This window comes from Gordonia sp. NPDC057258 (assembly GCF_042668985.1).
Classification (GTDB): Bacteria; Actinomycetota; Actinomycetes; order Mycobacteriales; family Mycobacteriaceae; genus Gordonia; species Gordonia hongkongensis.
Genome location: NZ_JBHUXZ010000002.1, coordinates 236551 through 260405, shown reverse-complemented (window position 1 = coordinate 260405; position 23855 = coordinate 236551). Strand labels below are relative to the sequence as shown.

Annotated in this window: 24 protein-coding genes; 4 read left to right on the top strand and 20 right to left on the bottom strand. The window is 67.5% G+C overall.

The genetic code is table 11. The annotated features are described in order from the left end of the window. Positions 1–73: 73 nt before the first annotated feature. The 12 genes from ACFUEJ_RS03300 to rplJ form a co-directional block, all read right to left on the bottom strand. Complete coding sequence (locus tag ACFUEJ_RS03300) at positions 74–1315, bottom strand: MCE family protein (RefSeq protein ID WP_205333516.1); 1242 nt, start codon at positions 1313–1315, stop codon at positions 74–76. Continuing rightward, on the bottom strand, positions 1312–2655 hold the full coding sequence (locus ACFUEJ_RS03295) for an MCE family protein (RefSeq protein WP_159370212.1): 1344 nt from the start codon (positions 2653–2655) through the stop codon (positions 1312–1314). Before ACFUEJ_RS03295 ends, ACFUEJ_RS03300 begins: the two co-directional genes overlap by 4 nt. Beyond that, positions 2655–3986, bottom strand: a complete 1332-nt coding sequence (locus tag ACFUEJ_RS03290) for an MCE family protein (RefSeq protein WP_205333515.1) — start codon at positions 3984–3986, stop codon at positions 2655–2657. The genes ACFUEJ_RS03295 and ACFUEJ_RS03290 overlap by 1 nt, the downstream gene beginning before the upstream one ends. Next, positions 3986–5092, bottom strand: coding sequence for an MCE family protein (locus ACFUEJ_RS03285; RefSeq protein WP_065629320.1), 1107 nt, complete (start codon positions 5090–5092; stop codon positions 3986–3988). The genes ACFUEJ_RS03290 and ACFUEJ_RS03285 overlap by 1 nt, the downstream gene beginning before the upstream one ends. A 5-nt stretch (positions 5093–5097) precedes the next feature. Continuing rightward, positions 5098–6180, bottom strand: coding sequence for an MCE family protein (locus ACFUEJ_RS03280; RefSeq protein ID WP_058253304.1), 1083 nt, complete (start codon positions 6178–6180; stop codon positions 5098–5100). Next, positions 6177–7544, bottom strand: a complete 1368-nt coding sequence (locus tag ACFUEJ_RS03275) for an MCE family protein (protein ID WP_165630498.1) — start codon at positions 7542–7544, stop codon at positions 6177–6179. Before ACFUEJ_RS03275 ends, ACFUEJ_RS03280 begins: the two co-directional genes overlap by 4 nt. 1 nt (position 7545) lies before the next feature. Then, positions 7546–8427, bottom strand: coding sequence for an ABC transporter permease (locus tag ACFUEJ_RS03270; protein WP_058253306.1), 882 nt, complete (start codon positions 8425–8427; stop codon positions 7546–7548). Between the two features lie 2 nt (positions 8428–8429). Then, entirely contained in the window at positions 8430–9236 is an 807-nt protein-coding gene (locus ACFUEJ_RS03265) for an ABC transporter permease (RefSeq protein ID WP_004023366.1), read from the bottom strand. Positions 9237–9238: 2 nt separating this feature from the next. Beyond that, positions 9239–10465 carry an ABC transporter ATP-binding protein gene (locus tag ACFUEJ_RS03260; protein WP_388027543.1) on the bottom strand — a complete coding sequence of 409 codons (1227 nt, stop codon included), beginning with the start codon at positions 10463–10465 and terminating at the stop codon, positions 9239–9241. Positions 10466–10839: 374 nt separating this feature from the next. Beyond that, positions 10840–11796 (bottom strand): hypothetical protein, encoded by a 957-nt coding sequence (locus ACFUEJ_RS03255; RefSeq protein WP_058253308.1) that lies wholly within the window; start codon positions 11794–11796, stop codon positions 10840–10842. 307 nt (positions 11797–12103) lie between these two features. Further along, positions 12104–12493, bottom strand: a complete 390-nt coding sequence (gene rplL, locus ACFUEJ_RS03250; RefSeq protein ID WP_004019500.1) for a 50S ribosomal protein L7/L12 — start codon at positions 12491–12493, stop codon at positions 12104–12106. An 87-nt stretch (positions 12494–12580) separates the two neighbouring features. Next, entirely contained in the window at positions 12581–13111 is a 531-nt protein-coding gene (rplJ, locus tag ACFUEJ_RS03245; RefSeq protein ID WP_004019499.1) for a 50S ribosomal protein L10, read from the bottom strand. 279 nt (positions 13112–13390) lie between these two features. On the opposite strand from rplJ, the gene ACFUEJ_RS03240 reads away from it, so the two are divergent. After that, on the top strand, positions 13391–14578 hold the full coding sequence (locus tag ACFUEJ_RS03240) for a glycoside hydrolase family 76 protein (RefSeq protein ID WP_388027540.1): 1188 nt from the start codon (positions 13391–13393) through the stop codon (positions 14576–14578). A 214-nt stretch (positions 14579–14792) separates the two neighbouring features. Further along, positions 14793–16820 (top strand): CocE/NonD family hydrolase, encoded by a 2028-nt coding sequence (locus ACFUEJ_RS03235; protein ID WP_288816840.1) that lies wholly within the window; start codon positions 14793–14795, stop codon positions 16818–16820. A gap of 6 nt (positions 16821–16826) precedes the next feature. Here the strand turns inward: ACFUEJ_RS03235 and ACFUEJ_RS03230 are convergent, their stop codons facing one another. Beyond that, entirely contained in the window at positions 16827–17345 is a 519-nt protein-coding gene (locus ACFUEJ_RS03230) for a TIGR04338 family metallohydrolase (RefSeq protein WP_078113079.1), read from the bottom strand. Positions 17346–17462: 117 nt separating this feature from the next. On the opposite strand from ACFUEJ_RS03230, the gene ACFUEJ_RS03225 reads away from it, so the two are divergent. Further along, entirely contained in the window at positions 17463–18404 is a 942-nt protein-coding gene (locus tag ACFUEJ_RS03225; RefSeq protein WP_388027537.1) for a hypothetical protein, read from the top strand. Here ACFUEJ_RS03225 and ACFUEJ_RS03220 read toward each other — a convergent pair. The 6 genes from ACFUEJ_RS03220 to ACFUEJ_RS03195 form a co-directional block, all read right to left on the bottom strand. Beyond that, a complete protein-coding gene (locus ACFUEJ_RS03220) occupies positions 18401–19231 on the bottom strand; it encodes a DUF2786 domain-containing protein (RefSeq protein ID WP_058253315.1) in 831 nt (276 codons plus the stop codon). The two genes, ACFUEJ_RS03225 and ACFUEJ_RS03220, sit on opposite strands and share 4 nt — an antisense overlap. 10 nt (positions 19232–19241) lie before the next feature. Continuing rightward, positions 19242–19943 carry a YoaK family protein gene (locus ACFUEJ_RS03215; RefSeq protein WP_388027534.1) on the bottom strand — a complete coding sequence of 234 codons (702 nt, stop codon included), beginning with the start codon at positions 19941–19943 and terminating at the stop codon, positions 19242–19244. A gap of 50 nt (positions 19944–19993) precedes the next feature. Then, positions 19994–20452, bottom strand: a complete 459-nt coding sequence (locus tag ACFUEJ_RS03210; RefSeq protein WP_068971788.1) for a VOC family protein — start codon at positions 20450–20452, stop codon at positions 19994–19996. Next, positions 20449–20925: an AraC family transcriptional regulator gene (locus tag ACFUEJ_RS03205; RefSeq protein WP_280360618.1), complete on the bottom strand. Its 477-nt coding sequence runs from the start codon at positions 20923–20925 to the stop codon at positions 20449–20451. Before ACFUEJ_RS03205 ends, ACFUEJ_RS03210 begins: the two co-directional genes overlap by 4 nt. Before the next feature lie 21 nt (positions 20926–20946). Then, positions 20947–21219: an excalibur calcium-binding domain-containing protein gene (locus tag ACFUEJ_RS03200; RefSeq protein ID WP_280360616.1), complete on the bottom strand. Its 273-nt coding sequence runs from the start codon at positions 21217–21219 to the stop codon at positions 20947–20949. 150 nt (positions 21220–21369) lie between these two features. After that, the gene (locus ACFUEJ_RS03195; RefSeq protein ID WP_068971791.1) at positions 21370–21762 is read right to left on the bottom strand and encodes a hypothetical protein; all 393 of its coding nucleotides are present in this window, start codon (positions 21760–21762) and stop codon (positions 21370–21372) included. 125 nt (positions 21763–21887) lie between these two features. Between ACFUEJ_RS03195 and ACFUEJ_RS03190 the strand changes: the two genes are divergently transcribed. Continuing rightward, a complete protein-coding gene (locus ACFUEJ_RS03190; protein WP_259936983.1) occupies positions 21888–22772 on the top strand; it encodes an alpha/beta fold hydrolase in 885 nt (294 codons plus the stop codon). A 2-nt stretch (positions 22773–22774) separates the two neighbouring features. Here ACFUEJ_RS03190 and ACFUEJ_RS03185 read toward each other — a convergent pair whose 3' ends face one another. Beyond that, positions 22775–23728: an L-lactate dehydrogenase gene (locus tag ACFUEJ_RS03185; RefSeq protein WP_078113046.1), complete on the bottom strand. Its 954-nt coding sequence runs from the start codon at positions 23726–23728 to the stop codon at positions 22775–22777. Positions 23729–23855: the final 127 nt, after the last annotated feature.

Sequence of the window (23855 nt, the reverse complement as noted above, 5' to 3'; positions counted from 1 at the left end):
GCGCAAGCCAAGGCCGAGGTTCGGACCGTGGGAGGTCCGATCAGGGGCGGCGACGCTCGTCGGGTGGTCGGGTCTAGCGCGGCCGGACGCCGAGCAGCGCTGCGAGCTGCTGGGCGAGCGGGTTGAGGTTGAGCTTGTCGGGATCCTTCTTGGGGGTGTTGTCCCACGGCTGCGGGTACGCCGGGTTGGCGTACTGGGCACGCCCGGCACTGCGGACACCCGTCGGATTACCGAACGGCACCGTACATTTCGCCTCGGTGTTGAACGCGAAGTCGTCGTAGTGGACGTCGAAGTCCGGGTTCTGGCGACGAGCCTCGGCCAACACCGCGTCGGTGCTCTCGTATCCGCGCGTACAGGCCGCGGGGTTGTTCGTCTCGAGGACGACACCGAAGTGGATCTGGCCGTCGCCCGGCGCGGGTGCGTGGCTGCCCGCCGACAGCGCGGAGAGCATCGCGAACGTCGTCGACGTCGTGTAGGTCGCCGGCTCGATCGTGCGGGCCACCTCGGCGAGATCCTTCACGACCTTCGACAGGTCGTTTCCGTTCTTCTGGATCAGCTCCGAGATCTGCGTCGCCGACAAGGTGCCCGTGGTGAGCAGTCGCCGCAGGTCGGGATCGGCCGAGGCGAGGGTCGCGGTCACCAGGTTCAGGTTGCGCGACCAGGTCAGGATCGCGTCGGACTGGTCGGCCTGCGTGTCGAGCACGACGTTCGAGTTCTGGATGAGCGCGACCGTCTCGCTCAGGTTGTCGACGCCGGCCCGCGAGAGCTTGCCGAGCGAGTCGACGAGGCGGGTCAGGTTCTCGCCCTGGCCGTTGAACGCGTTGCCGAGTTCGGTGATGACCGTGTTCAGGTCGTCGACCGGGATCGAATCGGTGAAGTCGATCGCCGAGGCCACCACGTCCTCGAGCGGCTCGGGCAGCGCGTACTTGGTGATCGTGTCGCCGCCCTTCAGGTACGGCCCCTCCGACGACGTCGGCTGCAGATCGACGAACTGCTCACCGATCGCCGACCGGTTCGCGACGACCGCGGTCGCCGACGCCGGGATCTCCGGCCCACCCGAGTCGATGTCGAGAGCGACGTCCACGCCGTCGGGCGTCAGCGTCAGCTTGCCGACGCGACCCACGGGCACACCCTGATAGGTGACCTCGGCGTTGGTGAAGATGCCGCCGGAGTCGGGCAGCTTGGCGGTGACGGTGTACATGCCGACACCGGCCAGTTTGTCCAGACGGGCGTACTTCGCGCCCACGTAGACCAGCGCCACCAGGCCGACGACGACGAACACGATCAGCTGGATCTTGACGAGCTTGCCGATCATCGTCCACCTCCTGACGGGTCGGATGCCGGGTTCCCGGCGGACGCCGCCGGAGCGAGCCCCATGGCGGCCAGCGGACCGTCGAGGATGCCCTGACCGGGCACCGCCGGGGTCGGCATCTGTCCGGCCGCATCGGCCGGGCGTGAGAACGACGCGGGGTAGGTGCCACCCGACGGCGGGGTGTTCGGTCCCGGACGTGAGTTCGGGGCCGGCGGGAGCAGCGTGATCGTCGGCCAGCCGTAGCGCGGGCCGTTGCCGCGGTAGTACGGGTTGCGCCGGTCGACCGGCACGTTCACCCGAGCGGGCGGGACGTACCTCGGGGTCCCCTGGCCGACACCGAGCGCCTCGAGCTGATTGAGCACGCGGAGGTCCAGCGTCATGAACAGGTTGGTCGAGTCACCGCGCACACCCGGCAGCAACCAGTCCGGGAACGGATGCGTGAGCATCAGCGGCGCGGCGGTGATCAGATCCGGAGCCGCCGCGGCGAGCTGCGTCAGCACCGGCCGCAACGCCTTCAGGTCGTTGATCAGCGCCTTGCGCGACTTGCCCAGCACGTCGGTACCGACCTGGCCGAGCTCGTCGAGCTTGGTCAGCAGTTCGACGAACTGCGGACGCTGCTCCTCGAGCACCTCGACGCCCGCGGGCAGCTGCTTGAGGATGCGGTCGATCTGCGCGGTCTGCGCGGCGGTCCGGGTGGACAGCTCGGCCAGGCCGTCGATCGCGGTGATGATGTCGTCGCGCTGACGGTTGAGGCCGGCGATCAGGTCCTCGGTCTCGCCGATCAGGTCGCGCACCTTGTCGGTCCGGCCGTCGAGTGCCTTGTTGAGCTCGGTGACGATCGGCTGCAGCTGGTTGAGGCCACCGCCGTTGAGCAGCAGCGCGAGCGCCCCGAGGACCTGTTCGATGTCGGTGGCGGTCCGTGTCCGCGACACCGGGATCGGCTGGTCCGGGTTCTGGCGCGGCGCGTCGGCACTGCCGTCGGGCTCGGTGAGCGACACGAACTTCTCACCGAGCAGCGAGGTCTGCTGCACGCTCGCCTCGGCCTCATCGGACAGGTCGACGTTGTTCTGCACCTCGACGGTGACCTGGGCGAACCACTGATCGTTGGGCACCTCGACCTTGGTCACGCGCCCGACCGGGATCCCGTCGCGTTTGACCATCGACTGCGGCACGAGGTCGAGCACGTCGTCGAACTGGATCTTGTACGTGCGCGCGTTGTCGCCTGTGTTCACCCCGCCGGGCAGCGGGATCGACTGGATGCCGTTGGACATACAGCCGGTCACCAGCAGGGTCAGCGACAGCGCCGCGCCGGCCATCGCCGTACGCATCGACGTGCGGTTCATCAGTTGCCTCCCCGGGGTCGCGGGGTGGTCGACGAGGAGGCCGGGGCCCGCTCCGACGGCGGGTTGCCGATCTCCGGATCGGGGTTGCCCGGGACGGTGCCCGGCACCGGCGCACGCTGCAGTTTGTTGTTGCTCATGATGCCGAAGGGCAGCACGGGCAGCAGCGGCTCGAGGACGCCTTCCTGGATCTGCTCACCGATCTCCTCGCACTGGCTGATCAGCGGCCGCAGGGTGTCGCTGAACTGATCGGCGGCCGGGTTGCCCGGCAGCAGCTTGCCGAGGTCGAGCAGGCGACACTGGGCACCGATCAGATCCTGCAGGTCCGGGATCGTCAGGCGCATCGACAGCGTGCCCGACTCGGCGTCGTAGGCGTTGATCAGGTTGTTCACCGTGATCGGCAGCACGGTCAGGACCTCTTTGAGGTTGTTCTTCTGATCGAGCAGGGCCTGGGTCGTCGGCTGCAGGTCCTTCACCGTCTCCCCGATCTGCTCACGGTTGTCGGCAAGGAACGTCGCCACGTCGCCGAGAGCGATCGACAGCTTGTTCAGCGCCGCGGCGAGCTGCTCGCGCTCACCGGCGAGGAACTGGTTGAACGAGGCCATCTGCGTGTTGAACTGCCGCACCTGGGCGTCGTTCTCACGCAGCGCGCCGACGAAGACGTTCAGGTTCTTGACGGTGTCGAAGAGGTTGCCGCGCGAGTCGCTGAGCGTCGTCGACGCTTTCGACAATCCCTCGATGGCCGCGCCGAGCTTCTCGCCGTTGCCCTCGAGGTTCTCCGCGCCGGTGGTGACGAGTTCACTCACCGCACCCTGCCGGCCGGTGCCGTCGGTCTTGTTGGCGCCATCGGGTCCGAGAGCGTCGGACAGCTCCTTGACACTCGCGTAGATCTGGTCGACCTCCACCGGGACCATCGTCTGGTCGACGGAGAGGGTGAGGTCGCGAGGCGCCTTCTCCCCGCCCGTGTAGGCCGGGGTCAGCTGGATGTAGCGATCCGCGACGACCGACGGGATGATCTGCACCGCACGGACATCCGCGGGCAGCTCGACACCGCGGTCGACGGTCATCGTCACCTTGACGGTGTCGCCCTCCGGCGTGACCGAGTCGACCTTGCCGACCGCCACCCCGAGCACCCGGACATCGGAGCCCTCGTAGATGCCGACCGACCGCTTGAAGGTCGCGGTGATCTTGGTGGTGCCGACCGAGGTGAACACCCACCACAGCGCACCCGCGACGATGAGTGCGAGGATCAGCCCGATCACGAGCACCACGATGTGCCGCGGCGTGAACCAGCGACCGGGACCCGAGTTCTGGGTCAGGTCTGGTGCGGTCATCAGCCGACCCCCGTTCCGGCCTGGTTCTCCATGGCCTGCTTGTTCGGCGGCCGCGTCGTGTTCTGCTGCGGCAGTGCCGGCGGCAGGAGGTTCACGACCGACGACTCGAACCATCGACCGTTGCCGAGCACGTTCGCGTACAGGCGGTAGAAGGGCGCCATGTACTTGATCGAGTCGCGGATGTTCTGGTTCTGCCGCTGCAGCAGCTCGTTCACGCCCTTCAGCGCGTCGAGTGCCGGTCCGATCTGTTCCTCGTTGTCGCGCACGATGCCGGTGAGCGAATCACCAAGGCTCGTGGTGCTGGCCAGCAACGCCGAGATGTTGCGCTGGCGGTTGTTCAGCTCGTCGAGCAACTGACCGGCGCCGCCGATGAGGCGCACGAACTCCTCGTTGCGGTCGGCCAGGATCTTCGAGGTGTCCTTCGTCGCGGCGAGCAGTCGCTGCACCTCTTGGTCGCGGCTCGAGATCGTCTGCGACAGACGGGCGATGCCGTCGAGCGCCGGTCCCGTGGTACCCGCGGTCCCCGAGAAGGTGTCCGACAGCACGCGCATCGACTCGGCCAGCTGGTCGTTGTCGAGTTCGCCGATCTGCTCGGCCGCACCGGAGAACGCCTCGATGACGTCGTACGGGGCGACCGTGTCGGTCAGCGGGACGTCGGGATCGGCGGGCTCGCTGCCACGCGGATTCAGCGACAGGAACTTCTGACCGAGGATCGTCTTGATCTGGATCGTCGCCTGGGTCTGGTCACCGATCCAGGTGTTCTCCACCCGGAAGGTCACGTTGACGCGGTCCCCGTCCAGGGTGACGTCGTCGACCTCGCCCACCTTCACGCCCGCGACGCGGACCTCGTTGCCCGGCTTGAGGCCGGCGGCCTCGGTGAACTTCGCCGTGTAGCGCGCACCCGCGCCGAGCAGCGGCAGTTCGGCGAGATAGAACGAGCTGAGTCCGAGCATCATCAGGATGAGGATGCCGATGGCGCCGATGCTGACCGGGCTGCGCCGGCCGCCGAAGCGCCGGTGCGGATGCTGCACCGGGGCGTCAGCCGCGTCGCGTTCGTCGTCGTTCACATTCGGGTCACGCGGGTTCGGATCGTTGTTGTCTGCCATCGTGGTCACCCCCCTGGCCGGTCGTCGGCCCAGCAGCGCGTCGCCGCACTGGTGTAGAGCACATGGTTGATGTCGGGCAGCGGGACCAGCGGTTGCGTCAGCACCGGCGACTTGCCGTTGCCCGCCACCACGTCGATACCGCACAGGTAGAACTGGAACCAGGAACCGAATGTCGCTGCGCGGCCGATCTTCTGGAGCTTGATCGGCAGATTGGTCAGCGTCTCCTCGATGTCCTCGTCGCGCGCGTTGATCTGATCGGCGAGCGACTTCAGGCCGGCGATGTCGCCCTGGATGGACGGCCGCGTCGCACCGAGGATGTTCGCCGTGACCGAGGTCAGATTGGAGACCGAGGTGATCGCCGAACCCACCGAACCGCGTTGCGCCGCAAGGCCTGTCACGAGCTTCTCGGTGTTGTCGAGCAGGCTGGTGAACTGTTCGTCGTTGCGGTTGACGGTGTCGAGGACCTTGGTGAGGTTCGTGATCAGCTCACCGATGACCTTGTCCTTGTCGGCGATCGCGTTCGTCAGATCGGCGGTGTCGCTGACCAGACGGGTGATCGAACCGCCCTGACCGTCGAAGATCGCGATGATCTGCTCGGTCAGCTTGTTCACGTCGGAGGCCGAGAGCTGCTGGAACAGCGGACGGAATCCGTTGAACAGCTCGGTCAGGTTGACCGGCGGGTGGGTGTCCTTGACGCCCGGGTTCAGACCGAAGGTGTGCCCCTGCGCGACCGTCTGCGACGGATCGCCCGCCCCGCGCTCGAGCGCGAGGTACCGGAGCCCGGTCAGGTTGCGGTAGCGGATGAAGAGCTGGGTCCCGTCCGGCAGCCGGTCGCGGTCGACGTTGAACGCGACCTTCGCCTTGTTGCGGTCGTAGACCTCGACGCTCTCGACCTGTCCCACACGCACACCGGCGATGCGCACGTCGTCGCCCGGGTTGAGCAGCGTGGCGTCGGTGAAGACGGCGTTGAACTTCGCGTCCCCGTCACCGCCCGCATTGGCGATGGTGACGGCGAGCAGACTCGTGGTCACCACCGTGACCACGCCGAAGATGACCAACTTGATCAGCGGTCCGACGATCGACTTCATTTGATGTCGACCTTCGCACCCTGCAGCGCACCGCCGCCGATCATGGTCACCCAGGTGGGCACCTCTTCGGGCGCCTTGCCCGAGGTGGCGCCGTAGATGACCTGCAGCTGCTTGCGGTAGTCCGGGTCGTCGAACGGGTTGGACTCCACCGCGACCGGCTTCGCACCCGACGCGGCCGAGACCGACCCCGCGGGCACGCCGCTGAACTGCGGCTGCGGCAACTCGGGCATCGTGCGCGGACCGGGGTTACGTGACGGCGGTTGGTAGCTGCCGTCGGCGAGCGAACCACCCGGGTACTGCGGGAACGGGCGGTCGCCACCCATCTTGGGGTCGTAACACACAGCGGGCGGATCGAGGTCCATGAAGCGGGGTTCGTCCTGGTTCGGTAGGTAACGGCCACGGGGGTTGACGAACTGCAGGTTCACCCGCACACCCGGATTGTCGGTGCCCTGGCCGACGATCTTGCGCGACTCCGGGATCAGACCCGCGAAGTTGCGGAAGGTGCACACGAACGCCGGTGACTGCTTGGCGAGTCCGACGAGGAGTTCCTCGGAGTCGACGGCCAGGTCGATGAGGTCGGTGCGGTTGGCACGGAGCCAGCCGGTCAGGTCGTCGGACGCGACACCCAGGGTGGCGATGAGGGTCCGCAGGTCGTCCTGGCGTTCGACGATGGTGTTCGTCGTCGTGCGCAGGGAGTCGAGCGCGTCGACCACGTCGGGCAGCGCCTCGGAGTAGGTCTGCGAGAAGCTGGCCAACCCCTCGAGGGTGCCCTCGAGTTCGGGCAGGTTCTCGTTGATCTCGCCGAAGATCTGGTCGAGTTCCTCCAGCGTCGTGCCCAGCTGTTCACCGCGGCCCGAGAGTGCCGACGACAGCGAGGTCAGCGTGGCGTTCAGATCCTGCGGCGGGATCGCCTCGAGGACCGGGAGCAGCTTGTCGAACAACTGCTGGATTTCCAGCGCGTTGCCGCTCTGGTCGGTCTGGATCGTCGCACCGTTGCTCAGCGTCGGCCCGGAGTTGTCCTCCGGCACCTGCAGGGCGACGTAGCGCTCGCCGAACAGGGTCTTCGGCAGGATGCGCGCGGTGGTCTCGGCCGACAGCGTCGACGCCTGATCGGGGTTGAGTCCCAACACGACTTCGACGGAACCGTCGGGTCCGGGCTTGACCTCGCGCACCTCGCCGACGGTCATGCCGCGGGCCTTGACGTCGGCGTTCGCCGGCAGCGCGTTGCCGGTCGAGTCGGTCAGCAACGTGACGTCGGTGAACTCGGTGAACGTCTTGTTGAACTTGGTGATCGTCAAGGTGAGGAACAACGCGACCACGAGGAAGAAGACGAGTCCGAGCAACCGTTTACGCAGCAGCGTCACGCTAACCTCCCACTCGCACGGTTGTCGTGGTGCCCCAGATCGCCAGGCCGAGGAAGAAGTCCAGGACCGCGATCAGCACCAGAGCCGCTCGAACCGCGTGCCCGACGGCCACGCCCACACCCGCGGGACCGCCCGAAGCGTAGTAGCCGTAGTAGCAGTGCACGAGGATGATCACGAACGCGAAGACCAGCACCTTGCCGAACGACCACAAGACGTCGGCCGGTGGCAGGAACAGGTTGAAGTAGTGGTCGTAGGAGCCGCCGGACTGGCCGTTGAAGACCGTCGTCACCACGCGGGAGGCGAGATACGCCGACAGCAGGCCGAGCACGTACAGCGGGATGACCGCGATGAAACCGGCGATCACTCGGGTCGACACCAGGAACGGGATCGACGGCACGGCCATCGTCTCCAGCGCGTCGATCTCCTCCGAGATCCGCATGGCGCCGAGCTGGGCGGTGAAGCCGCAACCGACGGTCGCCGACAGCGCGAGACCCGCCACCAGCGGCGCCACCTCGCGGGTGTTGACGTAGGCGGAGAGGAAGCCGGTGAGGGCCTGCGACCCGATCTGGTCGAGCGCGGCGTACCCCTGCAGGCCGACCACGACGCCGGTGAACCCCGACATCAGCACCATCACGCCGATGGTGCCGCCGATGACCGCGAGTCCGCCCGATCCGAACGCGACTTCGGCGAGCAGGCGCAGGACCTCGCGCGTGTAATGCACGATCGTCTTCGGCATCCACGCGAGCGTCCGGCCGTAGAACGACATCTGCTCGCCGGCGCCGTCGAGCACCTTCAGCGGCTTGCCCAGCTGCTTGCGGGCCTCGTACATGTAGTACTCGGGCCGGCTCTTGGCGATGGTCACACCGCCCCCACCTTCGGTCACGTCTAGCTCCCCTTCGGTGGGACGACCTGCAGGTAGACCGCAGTGATGATCAGGTTCGCCAGGAACAGCAGCAGGAACGTGATGACGACGCTCTGGTTGACCGCGTCACCGACGCCCTTCGGACCGCCCTTGGGGTTGAGGCCCTTGTACGACGCCACGACGCCGGCGAGCACACCGAAGATCGCGGCCTTCAGGGTCGAGACCCAGAGGTCGGGCAGCTGTGCCAGCGCACCGAACGACGCGAGGTAGGCACCCGGGGTACCGCCCTGGACGACGACGTTGAAGAAGTAACCACCACCGATGCCGATGACCGCGACCAGACCGTTGAGCAGCATCGCCACCAGGACCATCGCCAGCACACGCGGTACGACGAGGCGCTGGATCGGGTTGATGCCGAGCACCTCCATCGCGTCGATCTCCTCGCGGATGGTGCGCGAGCCGAGGTCGGCGGCGACGGCCGACCCGGCCGCACCCGCGATCAGCAATGACGTCACCAGCGGTGAACCCTGCTGGATGACGACGAGCACGCTGGCCGCGCCGGTGTAGGACTCCGCGCCGAGCTGCTTGATGAGCGAACCCGTCTGCAGCGAGACGATCGCGCCGAACGGAATCGCGATCAGGGCGGTGGGCAGGATCGTCACACTGGCGATGAACCACGCCTGCTGGATGAACTCCCGCCACTGAAACGGGCGCACAAAGGTCTGGCGTGCAACATCGACGAAGAGCTGAACGATATTGCCGGTCTGTGACAGGGCACCTGTCCCGGCTTGCGCGATTCGGTCGACGCCACGCGTGGTGGCACTGCTCATCCCTAGGGTGTCCGCCCTTCGTTCCCATCAGCACGATGGCTGGGCTTGGTCAGTGCATCACCGGGTGTGTGCCACTGTTCGGTCGGGGCATCGCTGCCGCCGTAGTCGATGACGTCGGTCTTGGAGTCCGCGACGGCGACGTTGCCCGGCGCGGTGGTCCACTCGCTGCCGGAACCGTTGTTGCCGGACGGGCCGTTGCCGTTCTCCATGTTGTCGGCGTGCGCGCGGCTCTCCTCGCGGATCTGGTCTTCCTGCTCCTGGCTGCGGCGGATCGCCTCCTGGGCGTTCTGGGGCAGGTCGGGCAGCATCGCGTGCACACGCTCGCGGTGCCGGGCGATCGCCTTGCGTTCGGGCATACCGGGATTGGGCTGCACCTGCGGAATGATCTCGGTGAAGTCCTCCTTGGTACCACCACCGGAGATACCCGCGGCCTGCATCGCCTCTTCCTGCTTCTGGACCGCCTCGTCCTTCTCCTCGGACATACCGATCGGACCGAACCGGTCACCGGAGAGGAACTGCTTGACCACCGGCTGCTCCGAGGTCAGCAACTGCTCACGCGGACCGAACATCACCAGCTCCTTGCGGAACAGCATGCCGATGTTGTCCGGGATCGTGCGCGCGATGTTGATGTTGTGGGTCACGATCAGGATCGTCGCGTCGATCTGGGCGTTGATGTCGATCAGCAACTGGCTGATGTAGGCGGTACGCACCGGATCCAGACCCGAGTCCGGCTCGTCGCACAGGATGATCTGCGGGTCGAGGACCAGCGCGCGCGCCAGCCCGGCACGCTTGCGCATACCGCCGGAGATCTCACCCGGGAGTTTGTCCTCGGCACCGGTCAGACCGACGAGGTCGATCTTCTCCATCACGATGTCGCGGACCTCGTTCTCCTTCTTCTTCGTGTGCTCACGAAGCGGGAACGCGATGTTGTCGAACAGGCTCATCGACCCGAACAGCGCACCGTCCTGGAACAGCACACCGAACAGCTTGCGGATCTCGTAGAGCTCTTTGGCCGAACACTGCGTGATGTCGGTCCCGTCGATGATCACCGACCCCTGCTCCGGATGCAGCAGACCGATCAGGGTCTTCAGGAACACCGACTTACCGGTACCCGACGGACCCAGCAGCGCCGAAACCTCCCCCTCCGGCAGGGTCAGAGTGACATCACGCCAGATGTTCTGCGAACCGAACGACTTGGTGAGTCCTTCGACGCTGACCTCAACACCCACAACTTCCTCCAGACGATCGCTGCCCCCGAGGCGGCCACGGTGTGACCGCGCACCAACCGGCGGCATTTGTGGTTGGGGTCACTCTAACCGACCCGTCCCCGCCCACAACGCCGCCGCGTGGTTCTCGGTGATGGCTGCGGGAAACCTACCGCCCGGTAACTCTCGCCGCGACGATGACAATATCCGATCGTTCGCGGTGAGGGAAGTCGGGCCGGCCCCTCGATGTGACGGCCGCCGCAGACCTGGGCTCCACCTGCGGAACACGATCCGACGGCCGATGACCACCCTCGAAGTCGATGGGCGGTGGCGTCGGAATGATGTCGGAAACGATATCGGGGGTTGCTCGGTCTCCGGCGTTAGCGCGGAGGTGCGGCTCAGGCAGCTGTGTGACCGAACTTCGCCAGCCACGGCCGCAAGAGACCGACGAGCTCGCCGGATTCCAGTGTCGCCCACGTCCAACGGATCACGACTATCCCTTGGGCGCGGAGGGCGTCCTCGCGCCGCTTCTCTCGGATCAACACATCCCGAGGGGATTCGCCCGGACCCACGAGTCCGTACTTCTGGAGACCGTCGAACTCGCCGATGATTCGTCCATCCCAGTCGAAGTCGGCCCGCGCCTCGCCGTGCGGCGTCTGGAACGTGTGCTGCAGGCGCGGCGTCGGCAGTCCGGCCAGAACCATCTGCGCTCGGCTCCACGACTCACCGACACTCTCGGCGCGCGCGTCGGCAACATCCAGCGCTTGACGTGCGACACCGACGTTGCGCCAGCCTGCGCGGCTGTCGACCATCGCGGACATCAGCCCAGGATCTGCCCCCATGCGCAGCGCCTGGTCGAAGACGACGAGCGCTTGAGCGAAGTCGCCGGACATGGCGATGTCCACCGCGGTGCGTTCGGCGCGGGTGACCAGGACACCTTCGACGACCACCGTCTCATCTCTGCCCAGTGGGCCGTTGTGGACGTGGCGGTGCCCACGGACGAACCCGCCGCTCGAACTCGACGGCTTGGTGAGGTGGACCGTCTCACGCTGAGGATGCAGTGTCGCGAGGCCGAGCAGAGCGGCAGCGGACTGATGGCTGAGGGTCGCGACACCGCGGTCTCGCGCGGAGGTGGCGACGGCGATCGACCGCTTCCGATAGAGCCTGTCGGCGCCGTCGGGGCCGTCGAACTCCGCCGACGCGGCGATCCACACGCCCGGCGCGAGACGGACGAGTGCTCCCCGTGCGACTGCAGTGGTGACCACGCCATCGCCGATACCCGCCCGGAGTGTCGCCTCTCGACGGATCAGCCCGTGGCGGTCGGTGGGAAAACTGTCAGCAGGGAACCAGGCCATGCGTCTTGGACGCAAACGACCCCGTCTCGGTTGCATCCCATTCCGGATTTCTCCCTGCGCACCGTGCGCCGAGCCCCCGGATCGAAGTCGCATGCGATGTCAGTCCGTCGGTGCGACTTCGATCGAGGTCGCACCGACGGATCGATGTCGCGTGCGACTTCAATCCGGGGAGACCGCCGGCCGAAGCCGCAGCAGGCCGACGAGTTTCGCCGCGGACCGAGGGCGAGGGACGCAGACAGCAGACAGCAACGAGCCCGGGACAGCGATGCTGTCCCGGGCTCGTGAAACGCTTGCGCGTGAGTCGGTCTTACTTGACCGAAACCTTGGCGCCGGCCTCTTCGAGCTTGGCCTTGGCAGCCTCGGCGGCCTCCTTGTCGACCTTCTCCAGCAGAGCCTTCGGAGCGCTCTCGACGAGGTCCTTGGCTTCCTTCAGGCCCAGGCCCGAGACGACCTCGCGGACGACCTTGATGACCTGGATCTTCTTGTCGCCGGCACCCTCGAGGATGACGTCGAACTCGTCCTGCTCGGCAGCGGCCTCGGCGCCACCGGCAGCCGGGGCACCGGCAGCGGCGACGGCGACCGGAGCCGCAGCGGTGACCTCGAAGACCTCTTCGAACTTCTTCACGAAATCGCTGAGCTCCAGCAGGGTCAGTTCCTTGAACTGATCGATGAGCTCGTCAGCGGTGAGCTTCGCCATGGTTGGCGTCCTTCCTGTCAGTCCCCGTACGGGGCTTTGGTGTTCATCCCCGTACGGTTCGGGGATTGGTGTGGTGCGGCGGACGACCTATTCGGTCTCGCCGGCTTCGTTCTTCTTCTCCTGCAGGGCCGCGGCCAGGCGCGCCACCTGCGAAGCCGGCTGGTTGAACAGACCGGCGGCCTTAGCCAAGTTGCCCTTCATGGCACCGGCGAGCTTGGCCAGCAAGACCTCACGGGTCTCAAGGTCGGCGATCTGCTCGATCTCGGCAATGGACAGCGCGCGGCCGTCCATGTACCCGCCCTTGATGACCAGCGCCTTGTTGTCCTTGGCGAACGTCTTGATCGCCTTCGCGGCCACGACCGGCTCACCTTCGATGAAGGCGATGGCGGTCGGACCGGTGAACAGCTCGTCGAGCCCTTCCACGCCCGCCTCAGCAGCGGCACGCTTCACCAGGGTGTTCTTGGCGACGGAGTAGGTTGCACCCTCACCGAGGGAACGTCGCAACGTGCTGATCTGGGTGACGGACAGGCCACGGTATTCCGTGACAACCGTCGCCGTGGAGCTCTTGAACTGCTCCGCGATCTCCGCAACTGCGGCGACCTTTTCGGACTTGGCCATACTTCGCCTCCTCTCCTCGTCACTATGAGTTGGTCGAGTCCAACAAGAGAGCGACGGGCATCGGGAGGCGATCGAGGGCGGAGATGACAAACGCCCCGGCACACAGGCACGGGGCGTGAACGCACACACTGTTCGTGTGGAGCGACATTCCTCGTTCATCCTGCGTGGGCCGGCGACCTCGTCGCGCCTTCGTCCGGGAGATCCCGACGACCAACGGTCTCTGGTTGAACCGATACGACGCACGGGTGTGCATCACATCGACGACTAGGCTACGCGGACGTGGACGAACAATCCAAATCGTCGGACCTGCGGGACCCCAACGCCCGCGCACAGGCCGCCGCGGATGCCATCTACGACCGGCACCTGCAGCGGGCCTTTTGGCTGCCGGGGACACGTGCCGGAGCCGTCGCCTGGCCAATCGGGCGCGTGCAGGCCCAGTTCGGATCCTGGCATTACTGGTGGCAGGCACACCTCGTCGACCTGCTCGTCGACGCCGCGATCCACCGCGTCGGGTCGGACCGCTCCTTCGACCCCGACGTCGCCGACGACGCCAACCGGCTGCTGCGCGGCATCCGGGTCCGCAACGGCGGCCGCTGGACCAACAACTATTTCGACGACATGGCGTGGCTGGGACTGGCCATCGAACGCGCCGACCGGCACCTGCACCTCGACCATGCGAGCGGACTCCGTGTCCTCGCCGCGCAGATGCTCGACGCCTGGGTGCCGGCGGACGGCGGCGGCATCCCCTGGCGCAAGGCCGATCAGTTCTTCAACGCACCGGCCAACGGCCCGGCCGCGATCCTGCTGGCCCGCACCGGCCACGTCGAACGCGCCGTGGCGATGTGCGACTGGATGGACGCCAACCTCGTCGATCCCGACACCCACCTGGTCATCGACGGCCTCAAGAAGCTCCCCGACGGTTCGCTGAAGCCCGAGACCGGCACCTATACCTACTGTCAGGGCGTCGTGCTGGGCGCCGAACTCGAGGCGTTGCGGGCGACCGGAGATCGCCGGCACCTCGACCGGCTGGCCCGGCTGCTCGGCGCCGTCGAACGCCACTCCTGCACCGACGGCGTGATCAACGGCGGGGGTGGCGGCGACGGCGGCCTCTTCCACGGCGTACTGGCCCGCTACCTCGCACTCATCGCCACCGACCTGCCCGAGGTCGACGGGTCGGATGAACTCCGTACGCGGGCAGCCCGGATCGTGACCCGTAGCGCGGACGCCGCATGGGCCCATCGCACCGAGGTCGCCGGACGGGTGATCTTCTCCAGCGACTGGCGACGAACCGCGGTGATCCCGACCGACGCCGGCACGAAAGCCCAGTTCGTGGCAGGCGCCGTCAATCCCTCGGAGGTCCCGGAGCGGGATCTGTCGGTGCAGTTGTCGGCGTGGATGGTGCTCGAGGCGGCGGCCGCCATCGACCTGGGTTTACCTGAATGTGACCAGGAACACACACGGCCATGACCAAAAGACGCCACCTCGTTAGCCATCCGATACCGCCGCTGAGTTATCCTTCAGCGACTACGTGAAGTGACCTGGACCACACTGTAATCCGCAGCCAGCGGACGGGCCGGGACGCAAGCGACCGACACGACGGGGTGTCGGTGTCCACCCGGCCGTCTCGATCCGTGCAACAACTCGCGGGTGCGACACCTCATCCCAGGCAGGGTGATGCACCATGACGTACCAGCTGGATCCCACACAGCCGCGCTCCCGTGTCGCTCCGTCGACGCGAACCCGCACCACTGGTGCGCCGCATTTCGGCACGCTCCCCCTCGGCGATCCCACCGGCGGCGCCGACGGTCTCCGCTGGCGCGAGCAGGTCGACGGCAAGCAGCTCTACCCGCGCGTCGTCATCGACCGGAACGTCTCCATCACCATGAGCGACGGCGTGGTCCTGCGCGCCACGGTCATCCGGCCCGCCAACCGGTTCGGGCAGACGATCCTCACGCCCTATCCCGCGGTCATCAACATCAACCCGTACAACCGCGCGGCCATCGACTTCATCGACCAGACCCTCCACGCCCCCGTCCTCGGCAAGGCACTGCACACCGCATCCCGGTCGATGGACGCGACGGGCACGGCCCTCGAGGGACTCACGACGCTGACACAGACCCTGTCGGGCGGGGTCTTCGACGTCTTCGGCATCAATCGCAACCTGGTACGCAGCGGGTACGTGCAGGTCGTCGTCGACGTCCGCGGAACCGGCGCGAGCCTGGGCAAATGGCAGATCCTCGGTCCTCGCGAGCAGCAGGACTCGGTGGAGGTCATCGACTGGGTGACCGAGCAGGAGTGGTGCGACGGGACCGTCGGGATGGCGGGCTGGTCGTACTCCGCCATCAACTCGCTGCAGGCCGCCGACAAGCGGCCCGCCGCACTCAAGGCCGTGTTCGCCGTCGAGGGGTGCGACGACCTGGTGCGCGACATCTACATCACCGGCGGCATGCCGTCGGCCTTCATCCCGGTGTGGCTGTCCGCGGTCAACATGCTCAAGTGGGTTCCCAACCCCGCCAACGTGATCCGCGACCTCGTGCGCGGTGACGCGGTGCGCTGGGCGATCGATCGGGTGAAGTCCCCGGCCACCGAGATCCCCTCGCTGCTGTGGGGATTCCTCACCGCACGCGATCCCCGCATCTTCGACGACCCGTACTTCGACGACCGCGACCCGATCGTCGACCGCATCGAAGCTCCCACCTTCACCGTCGGTGCCTGGCATGATCTGTTCGGCCGCAGCGCAACCGGGGTGTACGAACGCCTGCAGATGGAGCCGGGCCGCAAGCAGATGATCGTCGGCGACGGCTATCACCTCGACGTGGGGTCGGGATACGGCGGCAAGTTCGCTCCACCGCGCCTGGACGTCCTCGAACGCGCGTGGTTCGACCGCTGGCTCAAGGGGCACCGCAACGGGATCGAGTACTACGGGCCGGTCACCATGCTGCAGCAGGGCGGGGCGTGGACCGCGGGCCAGAGCTTCCCCCGTCCCGGGGTGGCCCCGACGCGGCTCTACCTGACTGCCGAATCGTCGTCGACCGCCGACCATTGCGTCCATGACGGTTCGCTGAGCACCACTCCCGCACAGGGTGTTTCGTCCCTACACGTCCGGCCCGACACCCGGGGGCTCCGGTCCCGGGACATGACCCAGGTGACCGCGGGAGCGACGCTGGCCCTCGGCGCGGACTTCGCCCGGGACGCGCGATACCAGGAGCGGGGCGCGTTGTCGTTCACCACGGAGCCGGTCGGAGAGGCCACCCCGATCAGCGGCGCCATGAACTTGCGCCTCAACGTCGCCACCACGGCACACGAGGCCGTCTGGGCGGTGACCGTGAACGACGTCGCTCCCGACGGTACGTCGGTGGTGCTGACCAACGGTGCGCTGTCGGCGTCGAATCGCGCACTGGACCAATCGAAGTCGACGTACGCCGACGACGGCAGCCTGCTCTCGGCGCACCACTATCTGTCCCGCAAGCGCAAGCTGCCGGTGCCCGCCGACGAACCGATCCGCCTCGACGTCGATCTCGTCCCCACCGACGCGGTCCTGCAGCCGGGCCATCGGCTCCGGGTCGACGTCTACGCCGCGAGCCTGCCGCGCTACCTGACGCTCGTGCCCGACCTCATCAAGGCACGCGGACGCCGACACCAGCGTCTGGTCCTCGACCCCGACCACCCGAGCCATCTGACGTTGCTGGCCGGCGACGGGCTGCGCTGAGGTCGTTCACCCCACCCCGGAATCCGACAGCACGACGCGATAGACGAACGCGGCTTCGGGCCCCAGTACGAGCCCGACGAGTTCGATGAGCGTCAGCACGAATCCGCGCCCGTGAGCCGGGCCGGTCGTGCCGTCGAGGTGATGGGCGAGCTCGTGCAGCACCACCAGTTCACGCAGCGCCCAGCGTCCGTCGGCCGCGGACGGGATGGCGATCTCGGCGGCGACCGGCACACCATTGGATCTGCGAACCCGCGCCGCGTAGTGGGCGGACCGCTGGCCGCGCCGTTCGCGGACCGATACCGGGTGCGACGCGCGCTCGAAACTCGACCGCACACCCGGCAGCGCGAGCACGCGGCCCACGTAGTCGTCGACGGCGTCGATCGAGGCGAAGCGCGCCTCCGCGGGGAGGGTGACCTCGGTGCCGGCGAGTTGCACCGTCCGTGACGACGACACGTTGTCGAACAGGCGATGCACGAGGTGCTCGGCCTCATAGAATCGTGCGCGCCCGGTGTCCCGTTCACTCACGGCATCGCCGATGATGAGAGACCCGGCGCCGGGAGCGAAGCGAGCGGGCCGAGGAGCCACGGCGCCGGGAGCGAAGCGAGCGGGCCGAAGCGCACCCCGGAGCCGATGGGAGACTTCATGCGCCGTCCCGACCTCGATGCCGTACGCGAGCGCGTGATGCGACTGCCCGGCGCCTCCCTGATGCTCCGCATCGTCATCGACATGGCTCGGGGTAATCTCACGGACCGGTCGATGACCCTGGCCGCGCAGGCCTTCACCTCGATCCTCCCGGTCGTGATCCTGGTGCTCACCCTGCCGGGCGCCAGCGTCGTCGACGACGCACTGACCCAGCTCGGTATCCCCGTCAGCAGTCTCGACACGCCCACGATCGACGACCCGACCTCGGCGACGACCTTCGGCATCGTCGGTGCGCTGATGACCATCGCCGGCGCCACCTCCCTGTCCCGTGCTCTCGGCCGAATGTATGTGTCGATCTGGGACGTCGCCAAACTGCCGTGGAGCAGCTTCTGGCGATGGGTCGTCGTCGTCTTCCTCATCCCCGCCGCGGTCACCGTGCAGGGTCTGTCCACCGGAGTGGAGGCCACCTCGCTGTTCGGCATGCACATCGGCGATCGGGGCGTCCTGGGAATCGGGCTCATCGTCGCCGTGACCGTGTTGATCTGGTCGGTCACCTTCACCGCGATCCCGCGGCTCCTGGTGTCGTCTCAGGTACCGATGAAGCTGCTCGTCCTCAACGGCCTCGGTACCGGCATCCTCATCACCGCCCTGCTCGCCGGCAGCCGCGTCGCACTGCCGACGCTCGCGGCGGGCACCATCCGCAGCTACGGCACCCTCGGTGTCGTCTTCGTCGCGATCAGCTGGATGTTCGTGTTCGCGCTGATCCTCGTCGTCACCGCCATCGTCGTGCACGCCGTGGCAACGGACGAGGGTCGTCTGGGCCGGTGGGTGCGGCGGTGGGCCGGCACACCGACACCGTTCGTCCCGCACCCGTCTGCATCCTGGTACGACCGGCCTCCCGGGAGTCCGGTGGACGCCCCGCCCACGCGCGTGGAGCCCTAACCCTCCAAAGCGCCACGCGCACCGCCGAACTCGCGGTCGGCACCGATCTTCGCGCGACGTCCCGCGCGGTCGCCGGCGCGGCGTGCGGCCTCCGAGTAGCCGGCCGAGGCGCTCGACGGACGCCACGTCCCGCGGGCGCTCGACTCGGTCCGGTAGAAGTCGGTGACCTCGATCTCCTTGTTGCGCAACGCGACCGCCGTCGAGCGCGTGGTCTCCCCGGAGTCGCGTTCGGCGGCCAGGGCCTCCGCACGCGCCGCGTCGCGGGCCTCGGCGAGACGCTTGCCGATGCGTTCGGCGAACGCCGACTGGAAGTTGAGCCGCGCCGTGATCGGCGACAACGGCTTCTCCTCGATCACCCGCCGGGCTCGCCACCCGTTCCCGCGGGTGACGACCCGCGCGAACGTCTCGCCCTTGTAGGCACCCGACCGCAGGTAGGCGTCGCTGGCCGCGACCATCTGCACGATCAGCGACGTGTAGAGGGCCTCGCAGGCGTCGATGTCGGCTTCGTACCCGTAGGCGAGCACGAAGGTCGAGTTGCTCGCCACGTCGACGGTCACGTCGTTGGCGGCGGTGATGGCAACGAAGAGCTGCACATAGGTCCGCAGTCCGCGTTTGCCGGGCTCGCCGATCGCGATCTGTCGACTGATCGGGGTGACCTTCTTGCGCGCCGCGGGGTCGTGGGCCCGCGCCACCGCCAGGTCGATCGACGACGCCGTTGCGAGCCGCTGGGCGGCCTGCATGAAGGTCTCGGCCTCGTGCTCGTTGTCGGTGTTCTCCGCTTGACGGAGAAGGGCGGAGATCCGGGTGAGCAGCTTGTCGTCGCGCATGTAACTCAGACTATCCAGCGGCCCGATCGGTTCCATCTGAGCGCGAATTGCCCCGAGACAACGTCTCGGCAACCCGCAGGAGGAGGGTGCAGGCGGCGATCGCGACCCCGGCCCACAACCCGGCGACACCCCAGTGACGTTCTGCGAAACCGCCGCACACCGCGCCCAGGACGAACACCGGCCACATCCAGAACACCGCCAGCCACGCCCACGGTCGATCGGTACCCAGCGAGGCGACCAGCTCGTGCGCGGACTTCACCAGCGTGCCGGTGACGTACGTCAAGCCGCCCGGCACCGCCGACGTGTGCGACAGCGCCGAGTTGATCGCGCCGGTCGCCGTCGCCACCACGATCATCCCGGCCGTCGGCGACGCGGTCAGCGCGACAACGGTGCCGGCGAGAAGCGTCACCGTCACGGCCACGAGAACCCAGACCGGCGAGTGCTGTCCGCCCCAGCGACCGAGTGCCGCGCCGCCCACGGCCCCGCCGAAGAAGGCCGCGACGAGTCCGGCGACGATCGCGATCGTCGACCACCGGCCCGCGGCGGTCGACGCTCCCAGGATCGTCGAGTTGCCGGACATGAACGCGACGAAGCTGCCCTTGAGCACGACGAACGCGATGGCGTCGATGAGCCCGGCCAGGAACAGCAACGCCGCCGCGATCGCGATGTCCGGGTGGTTGCTGCTCAGGTACTTGTCGAGTCGGACCGCCATGGGCACGAATCTAACGCCTGCGTGCCGGTCGGGATGGTCGGCGGACCAGGTCAATCGTCCGGTGCCCAGCAGGCGATGTCCTCGGCTCGGATCGGCCGGGCGGAGACGGCCCGCTGGGTCATTCGCAACGCATTGCCGAACGGGTCCCGGAACGCACAATCGGTGCCGTAGGGCTGGTCTTCGGGGTCCTGGGTGAACTCGACGCCGCGTGCGACGAGCGCCGCGTGGGTGCCGCGGCAATCGTCGGTCGACAGGATCGTCACCGGCATCGCCCCCTGCGTCACGAGGTCGCGGATCTTCGCGGCGGTCTCGTCGGAAAGCGCGGGCGGCCCGGGCTTCTCGAGCAGGATGAGCCGGTCGGGTTGACCGGGCGGCGCGATCGTCAACCACCGCATGAAACCCATGTCGACGTCGGTGTCGACCGTGAAACCGAGTGTGCCGACGTAGAAGTCGAGTGCGACGTCCTGATCGAGGACGTAGACGGAATGGATACCGATGCCGTTGATCATGCGCCCGACGATACGACCGGCGGCCCGGCCGGCGCTTCTCCGAAATCGCTCACTTCGGCCGCTCGCGGGACCCCGGTGGCAGCATCGCTCGGCCTGGTCCACCGGCGCACGAAGCAACCGGGAACGGGAATCGGAGCGACACGCTGCCGGTAGGCCGTGGGACTGGAGCCGACGATTCGGCTGAACGTCCGGCCGAACGTGCCAGGACTGTCGTAGCCGACCAGCAACGCGACGTCGAGCACCGGGACGTCGGTGGTCCGAAGGAGGGCACAGGCCCGCTCGATGCGCCGACGCTGCAGGTAGCGGTGCGGCGTCTCCCCGAACACGGCCCGGAACCGGCGGATGAAGTGCGACGGCGACATCAGCGCGATGCGGGCGAGCGTTGCGATGTCGAGGTCGTCGGCGTAGGAGCGGTCGATGGCGTCGCGCGCACGGAGCAACCGGCGGTTCTCGTCCTCGACCTGAGTGAACACGTCACCCAGTGTGACGCACGCTCAGTGCTTCTCGCAGGCGATGCCGTCCCCGTCGCGGTCGCTCTCGGAGTTCGCCTCGTACAGTTCGTCGTCGACGGTGAACGTCGTGACCGGCGTACCCGACGTCGAGTCGACGGCGCCGGTCTTGCCGACACCGTGCGGGTAGTCGCCGCGCAGCTCGGTGCAATTGCCGTAGTCGGTTGCCGCCGAGGCGGGTGCCGCCACCATCAGCGGAGCGACCGTCATCGACGCCGCGGCCAGGAATCCGAGAACCATCTTTCGCGAGCAACGCATCGTGCTTGACCTTCTTCGTAGTGTCCCCCGACACCTCAACGTGACTAGGTGACACTACGGGTTCCGGCCGGCGAAAAGCGCATGCGACGCGAAGATTGGTCCGGCCGACGGACACGCCGTCGGCCGGACCCGGGATCGGAAGGCGCGGGGTCAGCGGCGGGGTTGCTCCTTGAGCAGGACGTTGCCGGTCGGGATGCCGCCGAGGATGTACGTCGTACCGGTGTAACCGTTCTTGGTACGCCGATACTCGACCCGTTGGTACCACTGCACGGGCGGGTCCGCGGTCAACGCGACGACGCCACCACTCTTCGTGTGCTGGATCTGCTGACGCGACAGATTCCACGGTCCGAGTCCGTAGTAGTCGGTGTACAAACCGTTGCCGATGACCCGGACGTTCGACTCCGGGGTCGGGATGACCCCGTAGATGAGCTGCTGATGTTTGTAGTTACCCGGCTTGATCTTGGCGTCGGAATCACCCGCGCCCACGGCCAATCCGAATACTGCTGTTCCGGCGATCAACGCCCCCGCTATCAATCTCTTCACGACGGCAGACGCTAGCAGCGTCGACGTCGGGTTCCATCTCGCTTTCCACAGCCTGCCACGAGCCTGCCATTCGACAACGCGTATTGGTACAGTCCGGCCAGGCAACCACCGACAGCGGGGGAACGATGAGCAGGAACGACGTCGAGTTCGATTCGTCCGGGACGACATGCCGGGCCTGGTGGTACCGGCCCGAGGGAACCACTCCGGCACCGGTCATCGTGATGGCACACGGGCTCGGTGCGGTCCGGCGGATGCGCCTGGACGCGTTCGCCGAGCGTTTCACCGCCGCGGGATACTCGTGCCTGGTGTTCGACTACCGCCACTTCGGTGACAGCGACGGCGAACCGCGACAGCTGCTCTCCATTCGCCGCCAACTCGACGACTGGGCCGCGGCAATCGCCTTCGCCCGAACACTCAGCGGTGTCGACACCTCACGGATAGTGCTGTGGGGCACGTCCTTCGGCGGCGGACACGTCCTGGTCGCGGGCGAACGCGACGGCCGGGTGGCCGCGGTGATCTCCCAGTGCCCCTTCACCAGTGGAACAGCCTCCACCGCCGCCCTGGGGGTGGTGTCCGGGGCGAAGGTGACCGTGCGCGCGCTCGCGGATCTGGCGGGTTCGGCACTGGGCCGTCCGCCGGTCACCGTCGGCCTCGCCGGTGCGTCCGGCTCGGCCGCCCTGATGACGGCACCCGACGCGGTGTCGGGATACCTGCCGCTGGTGCCCGACGACCTGGAGTTCATCAACGAGGTCGCCGCGCGGGCCGGTCTCGCCATCCCGCTGCACACGCCTGGTCGGGCATTGCGAAAGCTCACCTGTCCCACGCTCGTGTGCATCTGCGACGAGGACACCGTGGCGCCGGCCGGACCGACTGCCCGGTACGCCCGCCGCGCCCCGGCAGCGCGAGTGATTCGTTATCCGGCAGGACATTTCGACATCTACGTCGGCGCCGACTTCGAGCGGGTGGTCGCCGATCAGCTCGAGTTCTTGCGCGGGACCGTCCCCGTGTGACGTCAGAACCCGAACCGCGCCTGCATCCCGCGCAGCGTTTCCGCCGATGCCAGCAGACCCGCCCGCTCGGAGTCCGACAGCGGGACATCGAGCCGGGTCTGGGCACCACCGCGGTCGACGACGGTCGGCAGCGAGAGGCACACGCCGTCGAGCCCCTCGATGCCGTCCGCCCTCGTCGACACCGGCAGCACCCGGTGTTCGTTGTTCAGGATCGCCTCGACGATGCGCGTCGAGGCCAGACCGATCGCGTAGTTCGTCGCCCCCTTGCCCTCGATGATGGTGTACGCGGCATGTACGACCTCGTGGTGAATACGTTCGCGCGCAACGGCGTCCATCGCCGGACGGCCGGGCAGCGGCGTCCACGAGGTGAGCGGCACGCCCCCGATCGACGCCGAACTCCACAGCGGGATCTCACTGTCGCCGTGTTCGCCGACGATGTAGGAGTGCACGCTCTGCACCGCGACCCCGCAGTGCTGCGCGATCAGGAATCGCAGCCGGGACGAGTCCAGCACCGTGCCCGAGCCGAAGACCTGGTGCGGTGACAGCCCGCTGATCTCCTGGGCGGCGTAGGTGACGATGTCGACGGGATTGGTGACCATCACATAGATCGCGTTCGGGGCCACCGCCAAGACCCCGGGGAGGATGGCGCGTGTCAGACCGATTGTCGCCTCGGCCAATTCGAGGCGCGACTGCCCGGGCTTCTGCTTCGCGCCGGCGGTGAACACGACGACGTCGGCGTCCGCACACACCGACACGTCGTCGGATCCGATGATGTCCGCGCGGGGCACGAACTCGAGGCCATGCGACATGTCGAGCACCTCGGCGGTCACCTTGGCAGCGTTGATGTCGAGGAGGGCGATGGTCCGTGCGACACCTCGGATGAGGGACGAGTAGGCGATCGCGGTGCCCACCGCACCCGCCCCGATGATGGCCAGCTTCGTGTCTCGTACGTCCATCGCTTCACCGTTTCCGCGTCGGGTTCATCGATCGTCGGCCCCCAGCGTAGGTGCTCGCGTGTCGGCTGTCCGGGCACCGATGTCGCGCATCGTTGCGCCCAGAACCACGAACTGCGACATCTGACTC